Origin of the sequence: Pseudomonas sp. Kh14 (assembly GCF_900291005.1) — a bacterium.
In the GTDB taxonomy this organism is placed as follows: domain Bacteria; phylum Pseudomonadota; class Gammaproteobacteria; order Pseudomonadales; family Pseudomonadaceae; genus Aquipseudomonas; species Aquipseudomonas alloputida.
In genome coordinates this window covers 865,062-889,169 of sequence record NZ_OLKJ01000038.1, presented here as the reverse complement: position 1 = coordinate 889,169, position 24,108 = coordinate 865,062, and the positions used below count along the sequence as shown (strand labels likewise).

Sequence of the window (24,108 nt, the reverse complement as noted above, 5' to 3'; positions counted from 1 at the left end):
CCGGAAATAATGCGCTCAGCGAGATTCATTTCTCTTTTTATCCCTATGCCTCACACATACTAAGCGTCCCCAACGCCTAGGGGCCTAAGGCCTCTGACGCTCCGCACATTGCGCAATCGCTCAGCATCTGTCGACGGTTTGCCTTGTAGCTCCCGCTAACTCCATAGCTACCGCCATGGATAAGCAGCTTCCAGAGTTTGATAATGACACCTTCCAAATCCATTGTTCACACCCTGTTAAGCAAATGGATCTTTGCTATTCGCAATGCGCGGCAGAAAGGCATCAGTACTAATTTGCTAATCGGCCTGGTGACTTTTTGGTTACTGCTATTCGCGAACGCTGAGCTCTGGAACGTGCTCTGGAAGCTGGTATTCAAAACCGATGAAGTGAACTGGCAGCTAGCGGCTAGCCTCCCAGTCATAGTATTCGCATGGGTGTTTACCGTTCTGAGCTTGCTGTCATGGGGGCGGCTGGCCAAACCCATACTGTGCCTGGTACTGATCAGCGCGTCTTTTGCGAGTTACTTCATGAATGCCTACGGCATCGTGATCGATTACACAATGTTCACCAACGTTGTGGAGACCGACGTCGCTGAGGCAACCGAGCTGCTGAATTGGAAGCTCGGTCTTTGGGTCGCAATGGTTGGGGTGTTGCCCGTCTACCTGATTGCCCGGGTTCCCCTCCGGCGCAAGCCTTGGGCCAAAGCTTTGGTCAGCAGGTTCATTGCTCTGTCGCTCGCTCTGTTGACCTTATCTGGCATCGCGTTGAGTCAGTACCAGTCGTATGCCTCCTTGCTGCGCAACAATCGGGAGATCCGGCTGATTCTGGTACCTACCAACTTGTTTGCGGCTGGCCATGGGTACCTGAAGCGTCAGCTGGCCTCACCTAAAACGCTGACGGCCATTGGTACTGATGCGGTAGTTAATCGACAGGGTGCGGCTCGTAAACCCAGGCTGCTGGTACTGGCAGTAGGAGAGACCGCTCGCTCCGCCAACTTCTCCCTCAACGGCTACTCCCGTGAAACGAATCCGGAACTAGAAAAGCGAAATGTCATTAGCTTCACGAACGTGAGCTCCTGCGGTACCGCTACCGCGGTCTCGCTGCCATGCATGTTCCTGGACGTGGGTAAGGCCCAGTACAAAGATGGCTTGGCCAAGAGCCGAGAAGGGCTGCTCGACGTGCTTCAACGCGCTGGCATCAGTGTCATGTGGACTGACAACAACTCGGGGTGCAAAGGGGTCTGCGACAGGGTTCCCAACCACAAGGCTGCCTCTCACGCGGATTCCCAACTGTGCACCAGCGAGGAGTGTAAGGACGGGGTGCTGCTCACGGAGATGCAAGACTTCATCAAGCGCCAGGAAGGCGATGCTGTCCTGGTGCTCCACTACAAAGGCAGTCACGGCCCGGCCTACTACAAGCGCTACCCCTCGCAATTCAAGAAATTCGCACCGGTGTGCGAGACCAACGAGCTCGACAAATGTAAGCAGGAGGAGGTGGTCAATGCCTACGACAACTCAATCCTCTACACCGATTATGTGACTGCAAATCTCATCGATATCCTGGCGGCCAACACCAAGTTCGACACTGCGCTGATGTACGTTTCGGACCACGGCGAATCGCTGGGGGAGGGTGGGCTCTATCTACACGGGCTGCCTTACGCGATGGCTCCTGACGAGCAAACAAAGGTGCCGTTGGTACTTTGGATGTCTGACTCGCTCGCGAAGAGCGAAAAGGTCAACGTGGGTTGTTTGAAAGCTCAAACCACGTCACCGCTGAGCCACGACAACCTGTTCCACACCGTGCTCGGCATGATGAACGTCCAGACGTCTTCGTATCGCTCAGCGCTGGATTTCACTGCCCCTTGTAAGCCCTTTGTCGGAGGCTCTTATTCTGGCCTCTGAATGTTCGATGTAGACCGGATCATCGGCCAGGCGGTTCTGCACCAGCCTGCTTTGACAGCTGAGAGAAGCTGGACTAATTACATAGCTGCATTCAACAACCCAAGCGGAAAAGGAAGTTTTGCATGAGCATCAAGCCAGGCCCAAAGCGCACCAATGAAGATGGCACTCCGGACAAAAGGCAGCGAGTCACCCCTGAAAAGCAGAAGGACCATCCGGACCTGAAACCCCACAAGCACAAAAAGGGGGAGTAAGAAAAAAGCAGCTCTCGGGAGCTGCTTTTTTTTTGGGGCTGTGTGCAAACCCTCCCGACCGTCTCGCTGATCAATCGGACCGCGTCGTGAGTCTTCCGCTTGGCTTGATGGATTCTGAAGCTACCTCCGGATCGGTTATCCCTTCAGTGCGGACGACGAGACTGATATCCCAGAGCGTTGAGCTGATACTCGCTGACAGCCCGAAATTGTGATTCTGCGATTTGACGCAGGCGCTCAACCTCTTCGGCAGATGAGCCAGAAGCCTGCGCCTCGTGGTATTGCTTCATCGCATCCACTGCGTCGGTATACATGGGGTGGTCGGGGAGAAGAGCTGGTATCTTTTTCGTCATGTAGCGGCAGGTCCTCACTGGATAGTCGACGGTGGTTTACCTGCTTTGAGGAGCTGAAAATCAATGACCGCCTGATAGAGCGAATCTGCCAATAGGTGAAGACGCTGTACCTCAAGGTCTGGCAATCCAGCAGCCTCCGCTTCGTGGGCCTGTCGGATAGCTTCAAGCGCTTGCCTCATCAGTGGCTCACCAGCCTCGACCATTCCAATGAATGTGCGCTTCACAACATTTTGCTCCATTCAGCTGAAGATGAATTATAGGACACCGCGGCGTGGCAAGGCCCCGAGCAGCACAGGTGTTCGACGTCCGGCTGAACGAACCAATGAGGAGCGCGCTGGCCTGGGGAGTGGCCAGGGCGCGTGTCATAGCTACGTTGTAAACCACTTTTTTCACTGTAAACCACTGTGTGTTGCCGCTGACCGAAAACTGACCCAGTAGAGGCTGTTCTGCCGACTGAAAACTGACCCAGGTGTTCAACTGCTTCTGCTCAATTTTTGAGCAGGAGAACACAGGGTGATCAGTATGGAAATGATGGGCAAAATCCGCCGGATGTATTTCCGCGACAAGCTGTCGCTGCATGAGATAGCCAAGCGCACCGGGTTGGCGCGCAACACGATTCGCAAGTGGGTCAGAGCACCTGAGGCCAAGCCGCCGGTCTACCAACGCCGCGCGATCTTCAACAAACTCAGCCCTTTTCACGCCACGCTGGAGCAGGCGCTAAAAGCCGATTCGCTGCGGCCCAAGCAACAGCGGCGCAGTGCCAAGGCGCTGTTGGCGCAAATCAAAGCCGAAGGTTATGACGGTGGCTACAGCCAGCTCACCGCGTTTATCCGTGCCTGGCGAGGGGGACAGGGCAAGGCGTCGCAGGCCTTTGTGCCGCTGACCTTTGCTCTTGGCGAGGCGTTTCAGTTTGACTGGAGCGAGGAAGGCTTGCTGGTCGGCGGCATTTACCGGCGTATGCAGGTGGCACATCTGAAGCTGTGTGCCAGCCGTGCGTTCTGGCTTGTGGCGTATCCGAGCGAGGGCCATGAGATGTTATTTGACGCCCATACACGCTCGTTCGGCTCCTTGGGCGGCGTGCCGCGCCGGGGCATCTACGACAACATGAAGACCGCCGTCGACAGGGTCAATAAGGGCAAAGGCCGGGCGGTGAATGCGCGCTTTGCGGTGATGTGCGCGCATTACCTGTTCGATCCGGACTTCTGCAACGTCGCCGCTGGTTGGGAAAAGGGCATCGTTGAAAAGAACGTGCAAGACAGCCGCAGGCGTATCTGGCTAGACGCCCAGGACTGCCAGTTTCACTCCTTCGAGGAACTCAATGCCTGGCTGGGCCAGCGCTGCCGCGCGCTTTGGAACGAGCTGACGCACCCTCAATACAGCGGGCTGAGTGTGGCCGAAGTGCTGGAGTTGGAGCGCGCTGAACTGATGCCTGTGCCAGCGCCATTCGACGGTTACGTCGAGCGGCCTGCGCGGGTCTCCAGCACCTGCCTGGTCAGCGTCGGGCGCAACCGCTACTCGGTGCCGTGTGAGTACGCGGGTAAGTGGGTCAGCAGCCGTTTGTATCCGACCCGCATCGAGGTGGTGGCCGATGATGCGCTGATAGCCAGCCATGCGCGCTTGCTGGATCGCGACCAGGTCAGCTACGACTGGCAGCACTACATCCCGCTGATTGAGCGCAAGCCCGGCGCGCTGCGCAACGGAGCGCCCTTTGCTGATCTGCCGGTGCCGCTGCGTCAGCTTAAGCACGGCCTGGGGCGTCATGCCGGCGGTGACCGGATCATGGCGCAAGTCCTGGCTGCCGTACCGGTCGCCGGACTCGATGCCGTGCTGGTAGCCGTTGAGCTGGTACTGGAGAGCGGCAGCCTGAGCGCCGAACACATCCTCAATGTCGTGGCACGGCTGACAGCATCCGAACCACCACCCAGCGTCGAAACCCACTTGTCGCTCAAGGAAGCCCCCGTCGCTAACACGGCGCGCTACGACCGCCTGCGTGGCCAGGCCGAGGAGGTCGGTCATGCGTGATTTGATGGCGGAACTCAAGGAGCTGCGCCTGCACGGCATGGCCACGGCCTGGGCGGAGTTAACTGCACAGGGTGAGTCGAACACAGCCTCGTCCAAGTGGCTGCTCGAACACCTGCTGGAACAAGAGCACACAGATCGCGCCATGCGCTCGGTTAGCCACCAGATGAACATGGCCAAGCTGCCGATGCACCGCGATCTGGCCGGCTTCGACTTCAGCGCCTCCAGCGCCGACGCTCGCTTGATCAGCGAGCTGGCCAACCTGAGCTTTACCGACACCGCGCAGAACGTGGTGCTGATCGGTGGGCCAGGCACCGGTAAAACCCACCTAGCCACCGCGCTGGCCGTGTCCGGCATCACCCGGCACGGTAAGCGCGTGCGCTTCTACTCCACGGTCGATCTGGTCAATCTGCTGGAGCGCGAAAAACACGACGGCAAAGCCGGGCGGATCGCCCAGGCACTGCTGCGCATGGATCTGGTCATCCTCGACGAACTGGGTTATCTGCCGTTCAGCCAGGCTGGCGGTGCGTTGCTGTTTCACCTGCTGTCCAAGCTGTACGAACACACCAGCGTGGTGATCACCACCAACCTGAGCTTCGCCGAATGGTCGAGCGTGTTCGGCGACGCCAAGATGACCACCGCCCTGCTGGATCGGCTGACCCACCACTGCCACATCGTCGAAACCGGTAACGAGTCCTATCGCCTGCAACACAGTAGCTTGGCGGCCCAGGCCAAGATCAAATCACGGGAGCGAAAGCGTAAGGGCAGCCAGGAACCGGAGGACGATGAGCCGTTCTGATTTCATGGCGACGACGGCCTGCTACATGGCTGCGTGTGGCAGGTCTTAAACAACTGAACTGGGCTAGCGAAGGAGTGGGGGCAACAGCAGCTGCGCTGGTAGACTTATCCACAGTTGCTGGTAACAAAATCAGCAATCCGCCCTGGGTCAAATTTCAATCGGCAGGGTGGGTCAATTTTCCATCAGCGCCAACAGTAGGTCGCCAATTCTGGATGTGCATGTATAGCGTGTAGATAGTCCGGCGCGCTCACTGGCCAGCGCGGAAATGCTTGAGCTTGCGGATCAGCATCCTCTCCAATCCATCGCTTGAGTGCAGCCCGTGCCTGAGCGGCCTGTGTGAGCAGAACATCTTTTTGCTCATCGAGTTGCGCAGCTTCCTGGTCAGGAGCAAGTGCGTCGGCCGTCGCGCCGGTACCGCCGGCCAGGCGTGCGCGGATTGCTGCGGCCAACAGACGGTTTTCTTTGTAGAAGTCCTCAAACTGCTGCAGTTTCCGTTGAACGGTGTACGCCGCGACCCAAGCTTGGGCTGTGGCAGCACGCACTTTTAAGCGCTCGAACACCGCCTCTGCATCGGCTCGCTCAACGCTCGCTCGTGCCGTCTCAACTCGTGCCTCCCGCTTGTCCCGGTTTGGTACTTCCTGGGAGAGGCCGACAACCTGCATCGTCATGAAATCGCGGTTCATGCTCCAACGATCACTGCCGTCAACAGGAAGGTTCTGCACTCCTAGGTTGAGACGTGGATCAGGCAGCTCGCCTGCTGGGATCACAGCGTGTCGAGCGGCCGTCATTTGCTCTTGCCTGGCCTGGAGGATGGGGGCATTGCGTTCGGCAAGTTGAAGCGCTTCCTCCAGAGACAACGGTGTAGCCTGAGCCGGTAACGTCGACAACAGGCTGATCAGAGCGGCCAGACATGCCATCCCTAATCGGTAACGTGGGGGAGTCATGGAAATGATTCCTCAAAAAATCAGCGCGCAAGCGCATGCCATCATCCGGCTGCAAAACAGGACGATGGGGTGAATTTAAGAGGTAATCAGGCGCGGGGTGGCCGCCAAGGGTCAGGAGGCGCCCTGTTTACGAGGCTCACCGCATAGGTATCTACTGGCCTAGGCGCAGAATAGGTGAGCGTGGGGTTAATTATTTCGACCTGAACTGTGCTCGCGGTTCTACACTCCTGGCCCACTTTGCAGGCTTTGGAGTGGTCGGCAGCTGATCCTGGATCAGTATCCTGGCAACAATCGTGATCCATCCCCGCCATCATCTCCATCCCCATGGTTTGCATGGGGCATGGTTCAATGGCTGAGTCGACTCCCGCCATGCCGTTGAGAGGAAGCGATGCGATTAGAAGCAGGATGGTGAACAGTCGTAGGAGCCGGTTCATGATGGCCGAGTATAGGTTACACGCATGAAATGAGCATTAAGCCGTTTGAGGCTTGGAAGTGGATTGTTTGGCGTGCGGCAGAGCGATGTGAAAACTCGTCACGCCGTCAGCGGAGGTACACCAAATTCGCCCACCATGAGCCTCGATGATCGAACGCGTTATGGCCAGACCCAAGCCGGCGTTGCTTGGGCTTCCTTCCCGCCTTGCAGGGTCAGCGCGATAGAACCGGTCGAAGATTTTGTTGATATGTTCCGGATCAATCGTGGCCCCATTGTTCTGGACGGACAGGTTCACTTGATCAGCCGCCTCGACAATCCGGACGGCGATATCGTGGCCTTCGGGGGTATAGCGCAAAGCGTTGGATAGAATGTTGGAAACCGCCCGGTCAATCATTAGCCGGTCACCACGGATCGTACCTTCGCCTTGAAGGGCAAGCCGAATGCTTCGGTCTTCGGCTGCAAGCTGGTAGTACTCAATCAGTCTGGACACTAGCCCGACCAGATCGATATCAACCTGCTCGGGGATGATCAAGCCGTTATCAGCTTTTGCCAGGAACAGCATGTCATCGATCATGCGCGACATGCGCTTGAGGTCTTCAAGATTGGAGTAGAGGTTGTCTTCGTAGGCATCGAGGTCGCGTTTTTTGGTCAGAACGACTTCGGTATGCGTCAGAAGATTACTTACCGGAGTCCGCAGCTCATGTGCGATGTCGGCTGAGAAGTTTGATAGCCGGACGAACGCGTCTTCCAGGCGTGCAAGCATTCCGTTGAAGGAGAGGATCAGCTCCTGCAATTCAAGCGGCACGGGCTCCAATGGAATTCGCTCGCGAAGGGACCGGGCAGACATGGATGTCGCCACCTTGGTGATCTGCCCAACCGGCCGAAGACCGCTCTTGGCCACGATCCACCCCAATCCTGCACTAACCAGAGCGCTGATGACCAAGCCAATGCCGAACCACCATTGCAGCGTCTTGAAAAAGTGGGCATGGCTGGTGACATCCAGCATCAACATGACTGTTACCGGCGCCTGCGCCTGCGCTATAGCCAGTTGAGAGGTAATCCCCCGGAAGTTCCGCGAGTCGATTTGCCAGTCCCAAACGGCGCCAGAAGAGGCCTGCTTAAAGCGCTCAGGGATGCGGGATGCCTTGGAGTCCGAGAACAGGACAGTACCGTCAGCATCAAGAATCTCCGCAGAAAGGTCCTGATGAGCCCCCAACAAAGCACGCAGTTGAGGCTCCTGATCCTCAAGTTCATCACGTGCTGCTGAAAGTGAAAGGATGTGCCGGGTGGATTCGAGTTTCTCGGCCAGGGCTTGCTCATCCAGCATCTGGAAATGGTGCTGACTGAGCATGTAGAAGCTCACGCCGGCAACGACCAATACGGCGATGACCGCGAACATGAACATGAGGGTAAGGCGTTTAACGAGCGACGATTGGGCGCGCATTACTCGGGAACATCCATCAGATAGCCCATGCCACGAACTGTATGTATGAGCTTGGGGGCGAAATCGTCATCAATCTTGGCCCGCAACCTACGAACAGCAACCTCGATCACGTTAGTGTCGCTGTCGAAGTTCATATCCCACACCTGCGATGCGATCAGGGACTTCGGCAGTACCTCGCCGCGTCGGCGCATGAGTAGTTCCAGTAAGGAGAACTCCTTGGCTGTGAGGTCGATCCGCTTGCCATTTCGGGTGGCCCGGCGCTTAAGCAGGTCTACCTCCAGGTCAGCCATCTTCATAGTGGTCTGAGCATAGCCACTGCTGCCTCTTCGCAGCAAAGTGCGCACACGCGCTAGCAGTTCCGAGAATGCAAAGGGTTTGACCAGGTAATCGTCAGCCCCGAGTTCTAACCCTTTCACGCGATCGTCCACGCCATCACGGGCCGTCAAAAACAAGACTGGGACCTCTTTCCCTGCCGCACGTACCATCCGCAGCACCTCCCAGCCGTCTAGCCCCGGCATCATTACATCAAGAATCAGCAGGTCATACGCCTCGCTCAAAGCGTATTGCAGCGCGTCGGTCCCTGTGACCACACGATCGACGGTAAAGCCTGCCTCCGTCAGCCCTTGCTGCAGGTAGGCCCCGATTTTTGGCTCATCTTCGGCTACGAGTAATTTCATCTGCTGCGCCCCCTTGGATGCCCTTCAGTGTGCAGCAAAAAAGGCACCCAACCAGAAGCTGACGGAAAAGTAATGTCGGGCTCAGCTTGCTGACAGTGCCGGGTAGCTAGCTTGAGCACTGTGAACGGCGCCAATCAGGCGAAACTGACCCTTAGAGGAAACGCAAATGAACATGATCAAAGCGATTGTGATGGTAGTCACCTTCGGCATGGCGAGCCTCGCCCTGGCTGAAGGCGGCGCGGATCGCACCTTCGCCAGGATGGAAGCTGCACGTGCATCTTCCATGCAGGCTTACCAGGTTGCTCAGGAGAAAAAAGCAGAGGCTCCTGTTACCGCCCAAAGCCAAAAGCACCCCGGCCACGAGAGCTGCTGAGCTTAGCTTACAGAAATGTAATCACCCCGGAATCTGAACTATGTCAGCTTTCGGGGTATTGCCTCCCGCAATCCTTGTGCTTTGGCGAAAGTCTACGAGGCTTGGGGGAGCTCAATTGAAACCAGATGGCTGCGGATCCCGCAGTCTGGATATCAGCGATCTACCTGATTGGACGCAACGGCATGCAAAGCAAAACCACGAGACGTTCATTCGTCAAAGGCCTGGCTGCTACCGGACTACTGGGTGGGCTGGGCATGTGGCGCGCGCCGGTCTGGGCCGTAACCAGCCCTGGCCAGCCTAACGTACTGACCGGCACCGATTTTGACCTGTACATCGGGGAGCTCCCGGTGAACATTACCGGGGCAGCTCGAACGGCGATGGCCATCAACGGTTCGCTGCCAGGACCAATACTCCGTTGGCGCGAAGGCGACACGGTCACGCTACGGGTTCGCAACCGCTTGAAGCAGGACACGTCCATCCACTGGCACGGCATCATCCTGCCGGCGAATATGGACGGCGTGCCGGGTCTAAGCTTCCATGGCATCGCTCCCGACGGCATGTACGAGTACAAGTTCAAGGTCCACCAGAACGGCACCTACTGGTACCACAGCCATTCGGGCTTCCAGGAGCAGGTCGGTGTTTACGGTGCGCTGGTGATTGATGCCAAGGATCCAGAGCCTTTCACCTACGATCGTGACTATGTCGTCATGCTGAGTGATTGGACCGACGAAGACCCGGCGCGGGTTATGTCCAAGCTCAAAAAACAGTCGGACTATTACAACTTCCACAAGCGCACCGTTGGCGACTTCGTCGACGACGTGAGCGAGAAAGGTTGGTCTGCTGCTGTGGCCGATCGAAAGATGTGGGCCGAGATGAAGATGAGCCCAACCGATCTCGCTGACGTGAGCGGGCACACCTACACCTACCTCATGAACGGCCAGGCGCCAAATGGGAACTGGACGGGAATCTTCAAGCCAGGGGAGAAAATCCGGCTTCGCTTTATCAATGGCTCGGCGATGACCTATTTCGACGTGCGGATCCCCGGCTTGAAAATGACGGTTGTCGCAGCCGACGGTCAGTACGTTAAGCCAGTGTCGATCGATGAATTCCGGATTGCCGTTGCTGAAACCTACGATGTCATTGTCGAGCCTGAAAACGAGCAGGCTTACACCATCTTTGCTCAATCCATGGATCGCACCGGCTATTCAAGGGGTACCTTGGCTGTCCGTGAGGGCCTGCAGGCACCGGTGCCGGCTGTAGATCCAAGGCCTCTCATCTCCATGAGTGATATGGGGATGGACCACGGCAGCATGGGTGGCATGGATCACGGCAGCATGGCCGGTATGGACCACAGCAAGATGGCTGGCATGGACCACGGCAGCATGGCCGGTATGGACCATAGCAAGATGGCTGGCATGGACCACGGCAGCATGGCCGGTATGGACCATAGCAAGATGGCTGGCATGGACCACGGCAGCATGGCCGGTATGGACCATAGCAAGATGGCTGGCATGGACCACGGCAGCATGGCCGGTATGGACCATAGCAAGATGGCTGGCATGGACCACGGCAGCATGGCCGGTATGGACCATAGCAAGATGGCTGGCATGGACCACGGCAGCATGGCCGGTATGGACCATAGCAAGATGGCTGGCATGGACCACGGCAACATGACCGGTATGGACCAAAGCAATATGGCCGCCAGCGGTGCCATGCAGAACCATCCCGCCTCCGAAACAAACAACCCTCTGGTCGATATGCAGACCATGACCCCTACGCCAAAGCTGAGCGATCCGGGGATCGGGCTTCGCGATAACGGGCGTCGGGTTCTCACGTATTCGGATTTGCGTAGCACCTTCATCGACCCTGACGGCCGGGAACCTGGCCGGACAATCGAACTGCACCTTACCGGGCATATGGAAAAGTTCGCTTGGTCCTTCGATGGGATCAAGTTTTCTGACGCAGAGCCGCTGCGGCTCAAGTACGGCGAGCGCCTGCGTATTACCTTGGTCAACGACACCATGATGACTCACCCCATCCATCTGCACGGCATGTGGAGTGACCTGGAGGATGAGGACGGCAATTTCATGGTGCGAAAACACACGATCGATATGCCGCCTGGCTCGAAACGAAGCTATCGCGTAACCGCAGATGCACTCGGGCGCTGGGCCTATCACTGTCACCTCATGTACCACATGGAGATGGGCATGTTCCGAGAAGTCCGCGTGGACGAATGAACTGGAGATACGAGATGAGCAAACCAATGAAACGAAGCGCCTTTTTCCTCTCTGCCGCGATGGTTGGCCTGCTCGCGGTGTACGCCCCGTCTTCCTGGTCCAGTGACAACCATGATCAGCACTCTCAAAAGTCGTCCAACGCGGCGCAATCGAACGGCTCGAAGAGCAAGCAAGCCCAGGGCATGAACCATGAAGGCATGGATCACGGCTCCATGAAAGGCATGGATCATGGCTCTATGGAGGGCATGGATCATGGTTCCATGGAAGGAATGGATCACAGCAAAATGATGGAATCGCATGGCAGCGACAAAGCTAAGGCAGGGAAAAATGGCCAATAGCGTTGCACGACCATCGCTGCTGGCATTCGCCGTTTCTTTAGGTGTGCTGGGCGTTTCGCCCAGCTTCGCCGCTGAAATGGATCATTCCGGAATGGACCACTCGGCAATGGGCCACGGTGCCATGCAGATGGACCACGCCTCATCACAGGCTGCGATGCCGGGCATGGACCACAGCCAGATGGGCGCGAGCAAGCAACCCACGCAACCTGCACCCGTTGATCACAGCAAAATGGGCCATGGCCAGCCCAAAGCGAAACCCGCCTCGATGGACCACAGCAAGATGGACCATGGAAGCATGAAAGGCATGGATCACGGGTCCATGGAAGGCATGGATCATGGCGCGATGGGTCATTCCACGATGGGAAACGGGAACGCTGATTCGCCGACCCCGACCAGCCGTACGCCAATCCCGGTGCTGACTGATGCCGACCGGCAGGCTGCCTTCCCCCCGCTTGACGGGCACAAAATGGATGACAGCGGGTTCAACAGCTTTTTCTTGCTAGACCAACTGGAATACCAAGATGCCGATGAAGGTAGCACGCTTGCTTGGGATGCATCCGGCTGGGTGGGCGGCGATATCAATAGGCTCTGGATTCGCTCGGAAGGTGAACGAACCAATGGTGTGACTGAAGATGCTGAGCTGCAGCTCCTCTATGGCCGCTCGGTAAGCCCGTGGTGGGATGTTGTCGCCGGCGTCCGGCAGGATTTCAAACCGGAGGATCCGCAGACCTGGGCTGCGTTCGGTATTCAGGGCCTGGCCCTGTATGACTTCGAAGCTGAAGCCACCGCCTTTATCGGCGAGAACGGTCAAACCGCTGCCCGTCTGGAGGGCGAGTACGACATCTTGCTAACCAATCGTTTAATTCTTCAGCCAACCGCTGAGGCCAACTTTTATGGCAAGAACGACCCGGAACGCGGCGTCGGCTCTGGCCTGGCAAACACCGAAGTCGGGCTGCGGTTACGGTACGAGATTGTTCGCCAGTTCGCGCCATACATAGGTGTCACCTGGAGCCGTTCCTACGGCAAAACCGCCGATTTCATTCGGGATGAAGGCGGGGACGTGGACGAAGCTCGTTTTGTGGCCGGTATTCGGATGTGGTTTTGAGAACTCAACATGAAAAAAACAATTACAACGCTGGTGGCGGCAGGTGCTGTTACTAGCGCAGCAGTGCTAGGTGCTGCTTACTTCGGTCTCGTGAACGTTGGTGCGGACGACCCACACTTCCCCGCTGTGCATGCGTTTTTGGCCATGGCGCGGGATCGCTCGATTGAAGTCCGAGCAAGCGACATTGAGGTGCCAAACCTTAAAGATCCTGCTCTCATCCAAGCAGGGGCAGGCAACTACAACGCCATGTGTATCGGTTGCCACCTCGCGCCAGGGGTGGAGAAAACTGAACTCAGCCAAGCCCTATACCCATCCCCACCAAACCTCACCGAGATAGGTGTAAGCGGTGACCCTGCTGCTGCGTTTTGGACCATCAAGCACGGTATCAAAGCGACAGGCATGCCAGCCTGGGGTAAGAGCATGGACGACCAGTACATCTGGGGAATCGTCGCGTTCCTGGACCAGCTACCGCAACTCAATGCTGAGCAGTACCAGATGATGGTCGCTTCCAGTGGTGGTCACCAACATGGCGGTGGCGAAAGCGATATGCATAACCATGAAGGCCAACACGGTGGTGCGAAATCAGGTCATGGAAATCATGATGATTCCGCAGCAAACGGCGTGGCTGAGGAAAGTCATGATCATGGCAGTTCGCATTCGGAGTCTTCATCAGTAGCGGAGCACCACGGTGAACACGAGTCCGGCGAGGCGCACTCGGACCACCACACAGGTTCTACTCCCAAAACCCATGTGCACAAAGACGGGAAGGAGCACACTCATGACAAGTAAGCGCCGCTTCCTCGGTTTAAGTACCGCAGCGTCACTTCTAATCGCCTCAGCCGCCTTTGCTGCGGAGCCCCTGACTATCGATGTGCACCGGGACGCTAATTGCGGTTGCTGTAAGAAATGGATAGCGCACTTGGAGGCAAACGGCTTCAAGGTCGTCGACCACGTTGAAACGGACATGAGGGCGGTGAAGCAAGAGCTAGGAGTAGCTCCGAGGCTGGCTTCGTGTCACACCGCGGTTATCGATGGCAAGTTTGTGGAAGGTCACGTCCCCGCAGCCCAGGTGCAGGAGCTCATAAAGCGCAACGACCTGGCAGGCGTCGCGGTACCTGGCATGCCCGCTGGCTCACCAGGTATGGAGGTTGATGGCATGAAACACGCCTATCAAGTCATCGGCCTCACCAAGAGTGGGGACGATCAAGTAGTTGCCAGTTATCCTGACACGTAATGCAAGATGCCCCGGGGGAAGGGCTTCTGCCGGCCAGCCGACCAGCTGCAGCGCTGGTCGTGGTCAGCTTACTCCAAGACTTACCCTGTCCCTTCGGTCAGTTTTGACCTCTACAGTTAATTCCAGCAGAGCGATATTCGAGGATTTTCAACTCACCTGTTGAGTCCTCGTAATTCATCTGTGTCGGCATCACGTCGCAGCTACCTTTGAGCGAAGTCATACTGATAACTCTCGCCACATCCAGTTTCATTCCGTAGCGATAATGGATCACTTCAGGTGGTTTTTTTCCATTGGCAGCGGCGTAGGCACGCATTGCTTGCTCATTTGCCTGAATCATCTTTCCGTGTAAGCGATCAGATCCTCCTTCAGCTAAAGCGGATGAGGAGGCGATTACGAGCATGAGGGCGGCAATGCTTTTAGCGGTGTTCATTTCTGTTACTCCATGAAGACATGAGTGAAGCTTACCGACTGGGAGCTGTCATCCACGTGATCCAGGAATTACATGTTTGTAAGCAGGCTATCGATAATGATGGCTCTGAATACACGTGAAAGCCGCGTCGTTTCAGGCTGCGACAGTTTTAATTCTCTAGCGAATCAGTCTGAACCGGCGTTTTGGGTGATTGCGACAGTTTTGCGTTTCCTCTCCAAATGGCTGCAGGCCGCGAAAGACGGGACCCTCTAGCGACAGTTTTAATTCTCTAAATCCACCACCCGCAGAAAATTTCGTCACGCCCCAGAATGGGAATTTGCATTCGGGGCGCACCACGATTCATCTCGTGCCAGAAGCCGCCTGCAGTGCAATCAATTGGCGAGCCAAGACTCGACTACCTCAGCGCCATACTCGTTTTTCCAGGCCTTAAGCGTACGCTGATTACCACCCTTGGTCTCAACAACCTCTCCGCTGTGTGGATTCTTGTAGACCTTCACTTCGCGTGGTTTCCGAGAGGTTTTTGGGGCCATATCAGTGGAAGCCACCGCTTGCGGATCGAGGATCAGCACCACTTGGCGCAGGCCGTAGCCATACTCGTTGAGCAAACTGCGCAGCTTCGTTTCAAATTCCATTTCCTGCTTCAGGGCAGAGTCATTTTTCAGCGCTTCCAGCTCCGCCAGTTGGGCTGCGAGCTGTTGTTCGAGCAGGCGGAATTCAGCGAGACGGGACATAAGATTCTCCAAAATGGGTTCGATGATTTTAGCAATCAAGAAAGAAAGCGTGCTAACTATCTTGATCCCACATGCCTGAATCGGCAATCACGAGGCTGAGCGATCGGTGTGGATAAAAACGTGATGGCTTCAGGATCGTCGATCTGGGCGGCTTCACTTGCGAGGTAATCGATCAGCTTTTTGCTTCTTACCCAAACGTACTGCCGGCAAGCCGCGTTTGGAATGGATGGCCCCGCAACGGGGCGAAACCTGGCCTCCCAAAGGTGCTTGAACGCCTCCCTGGTCGACTTCCCCAAATACACCGCAATCTCCGGTCCCAAGATATAGCCACGCCTGAATCTGTCGATGGCTTGAGGCTTAACCATCAATTGCGTACGCCGGCCTCGTTCGACAGCAGTGCTCCATAGCAGACCCAGTCGAACGAACGCGTATGCGCATTGTTCTTTGACGCCTAACAGCGCAGCAGCCTTGACTACCGACAGGCCGGGAAAGACCGGACTCTTGTTCTCAGCTCGGGCTTGTTGCCACGCTGCAAAATCTTGCGGCTTGAGTAACCACGCCCCTACCGCAACCGAGCCATTCTCAGCTGGGCCGTAAGCGCGAAGTTCACCTGCACGTATTGCCTGAACCAACTCGACCAACCCACCCCCCTTGGGCAGAGAATGCTTGGCCAAGTAGTTGATCGACACCAGGCTCTGGTCAGAGCTGGTAGGCAGCTTCTCATCAATCAATTCGTTGATCGAGCGGCAGTCAATCAGCCACCTTTCGCCTGGGCGCGGTTCTCCACCAAAGAACTGGAGGGTACCACCAGCTAGCAGCTGCCTAACCCGATTGCGACAGAGGCTTAGCAAAGTCGAGGTTTCTTTCATATCAGCCACGCCCTGGAGATGCTGCGAGATTGCCTTCAAATGATCCAGGTCCACGACCGTAAAGACTCGATCTTCATGGACCTTCTCCCGATAGGCGATTTGTCCCTCCTGATGAAGGCGTTTTATGACTGATACCCCGAGACCACAAGCTTCAGCAGCAGAATCGAACGACACCCAACGATGTCTCTCAATCGTCTCCTCACTCAAATTGCGATTTCGCTTCGCTAACGGTGCTTCCCACGCATGCTGCAGAAATGATTCGAACTCTCGACGAAGAAAGTCAAAACAAGAGTCATCCAGATCACGGTGGATGTCGTGGTATATCGGGCCGAACGATCTGCTGAGCGTCCAATGTTCGTTATCGGAATGGACTGCCTTGAGGCCACTCAGCAGTTCTCTGAATGCGAGAGGCCAGTTCATGAGAACCACGCCCGCCGCGTTTGCCATAAGCCGCGATATCTCTAGCGAACCCGAATCAGCAACCTTCAGCGGCTGGGTTCTTTCCGTAGGCAAACTTCTGACAGCGAGACGCGATGACAACTCGTGAAACTGTTCGTAGGTGAGGGCCGCCAATCCCGCGTCAGCTGGCAACGAGTCGGCGTAAAACCTATCTTCAAAGCCAGAGGTGAGCCAGGCGGCCGTATCACTCGCCGGCGCGATCTCAAAATTGGTCCCACTCAATGAGGTGCCACACGCTTGGCAACTATTCGCACTCATTGCGCTTGGATCGGTTTCCTTCAGACAGTTGGGGCACCGCCCGTGGAGTTCAGTGCCGTGGACAGAACACGTCGTAACCAGGGTCAAGCCCCAGCTTTCTCTCCAATAACCGGCTTCGCCCAAACAGATCGGACAGTAACGAGCGTGATGAGTCGTCCATAACTTGACCCCCTTGGGCCTTGGATCACGAAACTCAGCAGATACCGCAGGCCAGCTCAGTGGTCCTTCCATCATCTGCAGCCAGTCCGCAACATCGGTCTCGTCGGCTCGTGCAAAGGCGGTGAGCAGTTCCTTTCTGGGTAATCCGTTGGCTTTCGCCAGGCGCTGCAGGTACCCCAAAAGACTTTCGTCTTGGTGTGGTCGTGGGTTGATTAAAAGACCAAACATTCCTACACATCCATGAAATCGAAGACATAAAAATCAGGGGAGTAGAGCCGGGCCGATAAGCCCGGCCCTTGGCCGTCAGGTACTGCTCTCTTCGAACGTCTCAAACGGCTCCCGCTTCCCGAACAGAGGCTGGAAATTGAAGCTCGCACTGAAGGGGTTTCGATCCTCGGTGGCGTAGCTCCAAACCTCGTCTTCAAAAGCCTGGGCCAGCACAGGAAGTTCAATCCCGACAAGGTCCTGGACTTGAACCAGCCAAACAGCCCTGTCCACAATCTTGATGAGGTAGTCGATCAATCCATAGGAAGCCAGGTAGAAGCGTTTAATCATCGCTGGCTCTACAAAACTGATGGTTTGAACAGGCAGTTCGCCCTCGATTGCCTGCAACAACATCACGAAATGAAGAGACGTATTAGCGGAGAAGGTGAAGCGATCGTATGCCACCGTGGCCGAAAACCTGCGTCGCAGTTGCTCGTTTGCTAGCAGGAGATTTTCGGTGCGCTTCAGCCCAATCAGAACAAACGCGATACTGGTTTCATTCATCAGACTCTTGATCCAGTCTGCTGCCTCATACGCACCATTACGACGATAATCGACCAGGTGCTGCGCCTCATCGAGGACCAACATCTCCACGCCAAGGTTCTTCAGCAGCAGGACTACTCGCGCAAATTTAACCTCTGCCGAATGTCCTCGTGCCTCTGCGAAGGGATCCTTCAGCTCTGCCAAAATGGCTGCTGCCAGGTTCTTTTTGGTTGGAGACGAAGGCATCTCGACGAACAGAACTGTCCGCTTCTGTGGGTCATGGCTCTCCAATTCCTCCAATGACCGAATGTACTCCTTGACCAATGTGCTCTTGCCCACTCCGCTTGGACCTTGGATCAGCAACCCTTTACTTGCTCTGGTACGCCGACTATCGCCGTGGATATCGCCTAGTCGCGTCAACGCTCGCTCGACTTGAGGGCTGTGAATAAAACGATCGCGGAGCGTAAAGCTGTATTCACCATGCTCGTAGCATTCGTACAGATTGATGGCGTTCATGGCTTAGAACTCCCAGCAGGGCGACGAACCGAGACCTTGAAGGCTGCTGGCGGAATGTTAGGAATAGAGTCACCGGTCCATTCCACTTCAGCGAGTACCTTGGGTGGAGGCGTGCTTTCGGTCACTCGACCCTCCTTGTCGATTTTCGCTATGGCAGCTGCGCGTCGTTTTCTGAGCGTCTGCGAACGGCGGGCCTCGTCTGCATCTTCCATAATTTCCTGGTAGCACCTGTGCGTAGCCTCGAAGCTAGGCTGCTCATTATATTTTTCTCGCAGCGCTTTCTCGGCAGCCTTCCACACCTCCCTGCTCTTACCGGCCATTCGCTCATCTTTGGCGGGCACTTTGAAGAACAAGTTTCTGAAGCGGTCGTGAACCCAAACGTGCCCGGCTTCGTCTCGATAGCGGACGTTTACCTTTTCTCCGTCTGCCAAACGCATACGGAGCTCAGCAAGTTCCGTAGAGTGGTAGCCCACTTTGGCAACCTCGATGCCGTAATGGTGAACCTTCACCGAGGCCCGCTTGGCCAGAATGCACTCCAACGAGTCCAGGTCGACGGGAAGGCTGATGACATGGTTCGCCTCGCTAGTCCCCCAGACTTGAGCCGGTGTTCTGTTGTCCAGCCCCCGATGAGGAGTCTGGTGGTAACCATCGACGATCCATTTCACTACCACCGCCTCCAATTGAGGGAGCGTGAAACATGCATTCTTCTCCGAGTCGTAATCGCCACGCTGCTGGATATTCGAGAAGGTGGTACCCGGGAGGTTGTGGATAAGCCCCAGGTTCTGTGTGCTGAAAAAGCGTTCGACGGCACCTTTCCTTTGAGGGGCCCTTGAAGCGGGATACATGATCTCGATACCCAACTCGTTGAATCCCATGATGAGATCGCCCGCGTGAAATTCCGCTGCGTTGTCTGGGACTATTCGAGCCGGCAGCCCACGTGCCCACCATTCATTTCTCACTTTCGGAAAGCGCTTCAGCAATTCGGCTTTTGGACGGATTGAGCGTTCGATCACACGAAGCACGGTTTCCGTATTTGGCGCCGACAGGTGGAGCAAATATCCCATCACCATTCGAGAGAAGCGGTCGAGGACGATCGTCAGATAGGGGCGCCCAATGCACAGCCCCGAGGTTTCATCCACAAGCTGGACGTCCAACAAGGTGTGATCAATTTCCCAACGTTCCAAAATCTCATGGACACGTAGGACACCCGCCGCAACACGGTGCTTCTTGTCTGCTGCGTGTTTTCCGAGCCTCTCCTTATCCACAAGGTACGGATCCAGCTTGGCGATGTACCTTCGGACAGTCATTCCGCTTGGGATCTTGAGCTGATCCGAAGGCAAACGACTTTTGTTCCTCTCTTTTATCTGATCCTCGAATTCTGAAACGACCACGCTGACCGCTGGAATCGTATCCTGCAGGTAGGTTTTATTAATCACCCCTTCAAGAATAACTTCGAGCTCTCCCTGTATCGCGGCAGCCCGACCCTTTTTGGCATGCTGAGGGATAAGCTTTACTACGTTCTGGCCAATGTATTTGGCTGCCCAACGTCGAATAGTGGAAACCGAGGGTGCGCACGCATCCCCAATCTTTTTGGCGATATCTCTAAGCTTCTTGATCATGTCTTCGTCACCCGGTAGCTTGTATTTACCGCGCTTAGTTAGGTCGTCCAGATACTTGCGTCGACGCAATGCCTCATCTCCATGTTTTTTGGGGAAGCATGAAATATCTGGAGGGACGTTCCGCACATACGGAACCCTCCCAAGGTATGGCTGATCAGCGGAGATCTCGATCTCGCGCTTCTCGTAGGCCTCATAGAACTCCTTCTCGGATAGCTTCGTGGGCTCACCAAGCTCATCGAAAAAGAGCAGCTTCCGGTCAATAAGCCTCTTCTCAAGCACCATCAGTACGCCACGAACGATGACGACCAATTTCACCCTAAGGGAAAAGGTTTGCATGACGGTGCCCCCCTTGCAGGAAGACCGGGGAGTCAGTGTCAATTGACCTATCAAGGTCAATGCCCACCACCCCAAGGCCTAACAAGCGCCAGGCTTTCCCCTCACCAACCACGTAGAGCAGATCTGCAACGGTCATAGGCGGCCATTCGTTGAAGGTCGCCATTACCTCCTCCAACGCCTGATGCGAAAGCTCTGGACCGCGCCGGTGATACATCAGCCTTCTAAGATTGGTAGCCAGGGGTTCAGCTTCAATTAACTTTTCAGTGATCACCGAAAAGTTACGGGCAGTGGCGTTGAAGTAGCGCTCAGCGGCATCCAGTCGCTGCCTGACGCTGGCAATCTTCAGTCGGTCGTGAGGCTTCACTTCAAACCACCACTCGCGCCCATCCGCGAGGAAAACCTGTACGTCTGGGTAATATTTGAAGTAGCCCTGGAGCGATGGAACACGTTCCTCACTGGGCTGCGGGACGTAGCCGATGACCGCAGGAGACAGCTCAAGAAGCCGAAAAAGAGCGCCTTCGAGCTGGGACTCCCAGGGCACAGGCTTTTTATTTTTGAGCGATGGGAAGTAGCCGCGGTAATGGTTGGACCGCCGCGTGACCACCTTTCGTACTGTCATGAAACACCTCCGAAAATCTCGAAACGAGCGCCGACGCTGCGCCAAAAAATCAAGGCGCAGGGCGGGCGAAGTGAGGCCTTTCGACAGGCAACACTGTGCCGTCGAGTAACCTCGCTAAGGTCGAAAAAATGGGAGAGGATTGACAGTCGCTTCGAAAAAGCAGACATTGCGGGTTCTGAGGACGCAAGTCTGCTTCGCTAAGCGCGGTCAGTCCTCTCGGGATTGATCGCGTTTTTCTACATTTTCAGGTCTCCTTTTCTCTCATTGGTCATGACTCTCATGACTGATCAGAATCTAAAGCAATCGGCTTGCTCTCTTTATTTCTAAACGGCCACTTCGTGATCGCTGGAGCAATTTGGATCAGGTCTGAAGCTCTCGCTTCAAACAGCTGATTTGGCTGAAAATCTTCAGTGCAAAGCGGAAAAGTTGGTCATAGATCTTATTCCAACATCCCTTCGAAATCTACAAAAAATCCAAAATGGCAACTTCCACCAAATTCCATTTCCATACTAAATTGTTCAAATTAATACTTAACACGTACGCTTAATTAACTATTAAGGTGTTCAAATATTAGTTTTAAAGTCCTCTCAATCTCTCTGCTGCTCAGATCCGCCCGCCGACCCTCTCAGCACTTCCAGCGCCCCATCAAATCACTTCCTCAAATCCCCCCATCTGCATCATTTTCCAATGAGCGGAGTAGGGCGCCCCGGCAGGAATTCCAGGCAAAAAAAAGCCCGCGAAGGCGGGCTTGATGGTGACCGACAGGGGCCATGGTTGAAGCCCGGCCGGTCATCTATTTGTGAAAGCGTGCAGCTTTTCTGTGAACCTACACCTGATCAGAAGTCCAGGTTCGACACCGACAGCGCGTTACTTTCGATGAAGTCACGACGCGGCTCGACCGCATCACCCATCAGGGTGTTGAAGATCTGGTCAGCGGCGATGGCATCTTCGATAGTGACCTTGAGCATACGGCGAACGGTCGGGTCCATGGTGGTTTCCCACAGCTGGTCCGGGTTCATCTCACCCAGCCCTTTGTATCGCTGAATCGTATGGCGCTTGGTGGTCTCGTTCATCAGCCAATCCAGGCCCTCTTTGAACTCGACGATTGCCTTGCGGCGTTCACCGCGCTGCACGTACGCACCTTCACCCAACAGGCTCGAAAGCTTGGCACCAATGTTGACTACGGTACGGTAGTCATTGCTGCCGAAGAAATCGCGGTTGAACGTGATGTAGCTGGCCAGACCGTGGGAGGTAATTTCCACTTCAGGCAGCCACACGTTGCGCTCTTTGTCTTCACGCAGGCTGGCGTTGTAAGCCAGGCCAGACTTCTGGCTGGAGTTCAGACGCGCCTGGAACTGGGCCAGCCAGGCCTGCATCACTGCGTGGTCACCCAACTGCTCCAGGGTCACCTCAGGCAGGTAGACGAAGTGCTCAGTCAGCTCTTCCGGGTACAAGCGCGACAGGCGCTTGAGAGTCTTCATGACACTGCGGAACTCATTCACCAACGCTTCCAGCTGCACACCGGAAACTGCAGGTGCCGATTCGTCCAGGTGCAGGCTGGCATCTTCCAGCGCCGATTGGGTCATGTACTCTTCCATGGCCTCATCGTCCTTGATGTACTGCTCCTGCTTGCCTCGTTTCACCTTGTACAGCGGCGGCTGGGCAATATAGATGTAGCCACGCTCGACCAGCTCCGGCAGCTGACGGAAGAAGAAGGTCAGCAGCAGCGTACGGATGTGCGAACCGTCAACGTCAGCATCGGTCATGATGATGATGTTGTGATAACGCAGTTTGTCGATGTTGTACTCTTCACGGCCGATACCACAGCCCAGCGCAGTGATCAGCGTGCCCACTTCCTGGGACGAAATCATCTTGTCGAAGCGCGCTTTCTCGACGTTGAGGATTTTACCCTTCAGCGGCAAGATCGCCTGGGTACGACGGTTACGACCTTGCTTGGCCGAGCCACCCGCAGAGTCACCCTCCACCAGGTACAGTTCGGAGAGAGCAGGATCCTTCTCTTGGCAGTCCGCCAGTTTGCCCGGCAGACCCGCGATATCCAGCGCACCTTTACGGCGGGTCATCTCACGAGCTTTACGTGCAGCTTCACGAGCGCGAGCCGCGTCGATCATCTTGCCAACGACGGCCTTCGCCTCGTTCGGGTTTTCCAGGAGGAAATCGGCGAAGTACTTGTTCATCTCTTGCTCCACGGCGGTTTTCACCTCCGAGGAGACCAGCTTGTCCTTGGTCTGCGAGCTGAACTTCGGGTCCGGTACCTTAACCGAGATGATTGCGGTCAGGCCTTCACGGGCGTCGTCGCCAGTGGTTGCCACCTTGTTCTTCTTGGCCAGGCCTTCCTGCTCGATGTAGCTGTTAAGGCTACGGGTCAGCGAGGAACGGAAACCCACCAGGTGGGTACCGCCATCACGCTGCGGAATATTGTTGGTAAAGCACAGCAGGTTTTCGTTGAAGCTGTCGTTCCATTGCAGGGCGACTTCAACACCCACACCATCGTCACGCTGAACGTTGAAGTGGAACACCTGGGAGTTGACCGGCGTCTTGTTGGTGTTCAAGTACTCGACGAACGCACGCAGACCGCCTTCGTACTTGAAGAACTCTTCCTTACCGCTGCGCTCATCCTTCAGCAGAATGCCAACGCCCGAGTTGAGGAACGACAGCTCGCGGATGCGCTTGGCCAGGATGTCCCAGCTGAAGTGAATGTTCTTGAAGGTTTCAGCCGATGGCTTGAAGTGGATGTGGGTACCCGTGGTTTCACTGTCACCGACAACCGCCATGGGCGCTTGTGGAACACCGTGAACGTAAGTCTGTTCCCAGATCTTGCCGCTACGGCGAACGGTCAGAACCAGCTTCTCGGACAGGGCGTTCACAACCGACACACCGACACCGTGCAGACCGCCAGATACTTTGTAGGAGTTGTCGTCGAACTTACCGCCGGCGTGCAGCACAGTCATGATGACCTCGGCTGCGGAAACGCCTTCTTCCTTATGCACATCGACCGGAATGCCGCGACCGTTGTCGCGCACACTGATAGATTCGTCCGGGTGGATGATGACAGTGATGTCATCGCAGTGACCGGCGAGGGCTTCGTCGATCGAGTTGTCGACCACTTCGAAGACCATGTGGTGCAGGCCACTACCATCATCGGTGTCGCCAATGTACATGCCGGGACGCTTGCGTACGGCATCCAAACCTTTCAGCACTTTGATGCTGGAGGAGTCGTACGTTTGATTTTCGCTCATGCC

General features: G+C 55.9%; 21 protein-coding genes and 1 pseudogene. 10 read left to right on the top strand and 12 right to left on the bottom strand.

The genetic code is table 11. From position 1 onward, the window contains the following. The first annotated feature begins 203 nt into the window (after nucleotides 1-203). Together FQ668_RS26500 and FQ668_RS29105 are read left to right on the top strand one after the other, a co-directional pair. Entirely contained in the window at nucleotides 204-1,901 is a 1,698-nt protein-coding gene (locus FQ668_RS26500; protein ID WP_003298414.1) for a phosphoethanolamine transferase, read from the top strand. A 122-nt stretch (nucleotides 1,902-2,023) separates the two neighbouring features. After that, nucleotides 2,024-2,152, top strand: a complete 129-nt coding sequence (locus FQ668_RS29105) for a hypothetical protein (RefSeq protein WP_003253468.1) — start codon at nucleotides 2,024-2,026, stop codon at nucleotides 2,150-2,152. Between the two features lie 143 nt (nucleotides 2,153-2,295). Here FQ668_RS29105 and FQ668_RS26495 read toward each other — a convergent pair whose 3' ends face one another. Together FQ668_RS26495 and FQ668_RS26490 are read right to left on the bottom strand one after the other, a co-directional pair. Continuing rightward, nucleotides 2,296-2,502, bottom strand: coding sequence for a hypothetical protein (locus FQ668_RS26495; RefSeq protein WP_011953104.1), 207 nt, complete (start codon nucleotides 2,500-2,502; stop codon nucleotides 2,296-2,298). A 14-nt stretch (nucleotides 2,503-2,516) separates the two neighbouring features. Next, entirely contained in the window at nucleotides 2,517-2,726 is a 210-nt protein-coding gene (locus FQ668_RS26490; RefSeq protein WP_015268418.1) for a hypothetical protein, read from the bottom strand. A gap of 298 nt (nucleotides 2,727-3,024) precedes the next feature. On the opposite strand from FQ668_RS26490, the gene istA reads away from it, so the two are divergent. After that, nucleotides 3,025-4,524 (top strand): IS21 family transposase, encoded by a 1,500-nt coding sequence (istA, locus tag FQ668_RS26480; protein ID WP_144180739.1) that lies wholly within the window; start codon nucleotides 3,025-3,027, stop codon nucleotides 4,522-4,524. Then, nucleotides 4,517-5,320: an IS21-like element ISPst3 family helper ATPase IstB gene (gene istB, locus FQ668_RS26475; RefSeq protein WP_029309271.1), complete on the top strand. Its 804-nt coding sequence runs from the start codon at nucleotides 4,517-4,519 to the stop codon at nucleotides 5,318-5,320. The genes istA and istB overlap by 8 nt, the downstream gene beginning before the upstream one ends. A gap of 194 nt (nucleotides 5,321-5,514) precedes the next feature. Here istB and FQ668_RS26470 read toward each other — a convergent pair. The 3 genes and pseudogenes from FQ668_RS26470 to FQ668_RS26455 form a co-directional block, all read right to left on the bottom strand. Next, nucleotides 5,515-6,264: pseudogene (locus tag FQ668_RS26470) on the bottom strand (TolC family protein); the annotation flags it as partial. Nucleotides 6,265-6,734: 470 nt separating this feature from the next. After that, nucleotides 6,735-8,141: a heavy metal sensor histidine kinase gene (locus tag FQ668_RS26460; RefSeq protein WP_011953087.1), complete on the bottom strand. Its 1,407-nt coding sequence runs from the start codon at nucleotides 8,139-8,141 to the stop codon at nucleotides 6,735-6,737. Continuing rightward, nucleotides 8,141-8,818, bottom strand: a complete 678-nt coding sequence (locus FQ668_RS26455; RefSeq protein WP_011953086.1) for a heavy metal response regulator transcription factor — start codon at nucleotides 8,816-8,818, stop codon at nucleotides 8,141-8,143. Before FQ668_RS26455 ends, FQ668_RS26460 begins: the two co-directional genes overlap by 1 nt. Nucleotides 8,819-8,984: 166 nt before the next feature. Here FQ668_RS26455 and FQ668_RS26450 point away from each other — a divergent pair, with 166 nt between their 5' ends. The 6 genes from FQ668_RS26450 (at nucleotide 8,985) to FQ668_RS26425 (ending at nucleotide 14,105) form a co-directional block, all read left to right on the top strand. After that, nucleotides 8,985-9,191, top strand: a complete 207-nt coding sequence (locus FQ668_RS26450; protein ID WP_011953085.1) for a co-regulatory protein PtrA N-terminal domain-containing protein — start codon at nucleotides 8,985-8,987, stop codon at nucleotides 9,189-9,191. Nucleotides 9,192-9,373: 182 nt separating this feature from the next. Beyond that, nucleotides 9,374-11,428: a copper resistance system multicopper oxidase gene (locus FQ668_RS26445; protein WP_144180737.1), complete on the top strand. Its 2,055-nt coding sequence runs from the start codon at nucleotides 9,374-9,376 to the stop codon at nucleotides 11,426-11,428. Nucleotides 11,429-11,442: 14 nt separating this feature from the next. Then, the gene (locus FQ668_RS26440) at nucleotides 11,443-11,766 is read left to right on the top strand and encodes a hypothetical protein (protein WP_012269845.1); all 324 of its coding nucleotides are present in this window, start codon (nucleotides 11,443-11,445) and stop codon (nucleotides 11,764-11,766) included. Then, nucleotides 11,756-12,871: a copper resistance protein B gene (locus tag FQ668_RS26435; protein WP_011953082.1), complete on the top strand. Its 1,116-nt coding sequence runs from the start codon at nucleotides 11,756-11,758 to the stop codon at nucleotides 12,869-12,871. The genes FQ668_RS26440 and FQ668_RS26435 overlap by 11 nt, the downstream gene beginning before the upstream one ends. A gap of 9 nt (nucleotides 12,872-12,880) precedes the next feature. Continuing rightward, nucleotides 12,881-13,660, top strand: coding sequence for a cytochrome c (locus tag FQ668_RS26430; RefSeq protein ID WP_011953081.1), 780 nt, complete (start codon nucleotides 12,881-12,883; stop codon nucleotides 13,658-13,660). Beyond that, nucleotides 13,650-14,105: a DUF411 domain-containing protein gene (locus FQ668_RS26425; protein ID WP_011953080.1), complete on the top strand. Its 456-nt coding sequence runs from the start codon at nucleotides 13,650-13,652 to the stop codon at nucleotides 14,103-14,105. Before FQ668_RS26430 ends, FQ668_RS26425 begins: the two co-directional genes overlap by 11 nt. Nucleotides 14,106-14,202: 97 nt before the next feature. On the opposite strand, the gene FQ668_RS26420 is transcribed toward FQ668_RS26425, so the two are convergent. The 7 genes from FQ668_RS26420 to gyrB all read right to left on the bottom strand — a co-directional run bounded on the left by FQ668_RS26420 (nucleotide 14,203) and on the right by gyrB (nucleotide 24,105). Further along, nucleotides 14,203-14,535, bottom strand: a complete 333-nt coding sequence (locus tag FQ668_RS26420; RefSeq protein WP_011953079.1) for a DUF2790 domain-containing protein — start codon at nucleotides 14,533-14,535, stop codon at nucleotides 14,203-14,205. Between the two features lie 371 nt (nucleotides 14,536-14,906). After that, nucleotides 14,907-15,266 carry a histone-like nucleoid-structuring protein, MvaT/MvaU family gene (locus FQ668_RS26415; RefSeq protein WP_010951431.1) on the bottom strand — a complete coding sequence of 120 codons (360 nt, stop codon included), beginning with the start codon at nucleotides 15,264-15,266 and terminating at the stop codon, nucleotides 14,907-14,909. 56 nt (nucleotides 15,267-15,322) lie between these two features. Continuing rightward, a complete protein-coding gene (locus FQ668_RS26410) occupies nucleotides 15,323-17,239 on the bottom strand; it encodes a TniQ family protein (protein ID WP_010951430.1) in 1,917 nt (638 codons plus the stop codon). Between the two features lie 75 nt (nucleotides 17,240-17,314). Then, nucleotides 17,315-18,274 (bottom strand): TniB family NTP-binding protein, encoded by a 960-nt coding sequence (locus tag FQ668_RS26405; protein WP_010951429.1) that lies wholly within the window; start codon nucleotides 18,272-18,274, stop codon nucleotides 17,315-17,317. Next, nucleotides 18,271-20,229, bottom strand: a complete 1,959-nt coding sequence (locus tag FQ668_RS26400) for a DDE-type integrase/transposase/recombinase (protein ID WP_011953078.1) — start codon at nucleotides 20,227-20,229, stop codon at nucleotides 18,271-18,273. Before FQ668_RS26400 ends, FQ668_RS26405 begins: the two co-directional genes overlap by 4 nt. Further along, on the bottom strand, nucleotides 20,210-20,848 hold the full coding sequence (locus FQ668_RS26395; protein WP_011953077.1) for a TnsA endonuclease N-terminal domain-containing protein: 639 nt from the start codon (nucleotides 20,846-20,848) through the stop codon (nucleotides 20,210-20,212). The genes FQ668_RS26400 and FQ668_RS26395 overlap by 20 nt, the downstream gene beginning before the upstream one ends. An 836-nt stretch (nucleotides 20,849-21,684) precedes the next feature. Continuing rightward, nucleotides 21,685-24,105 carry a DNA topoisomerase (ATP-hydrolyzing) subunit B gene (gene gyrB / locus FQ668_RS26390; RefSeq protein WP_003253152.1) on the bottom strand — a complete coding sequence of 807 codons (2,421 nt, stop codon included), beginning with the start codon at nucleotides 24,103-24,105 and terminating at the stop codon, nucleotides 21,685-21,687. Nucleotides 24,106-24,108: the final 3 nt, after the last annotated feature.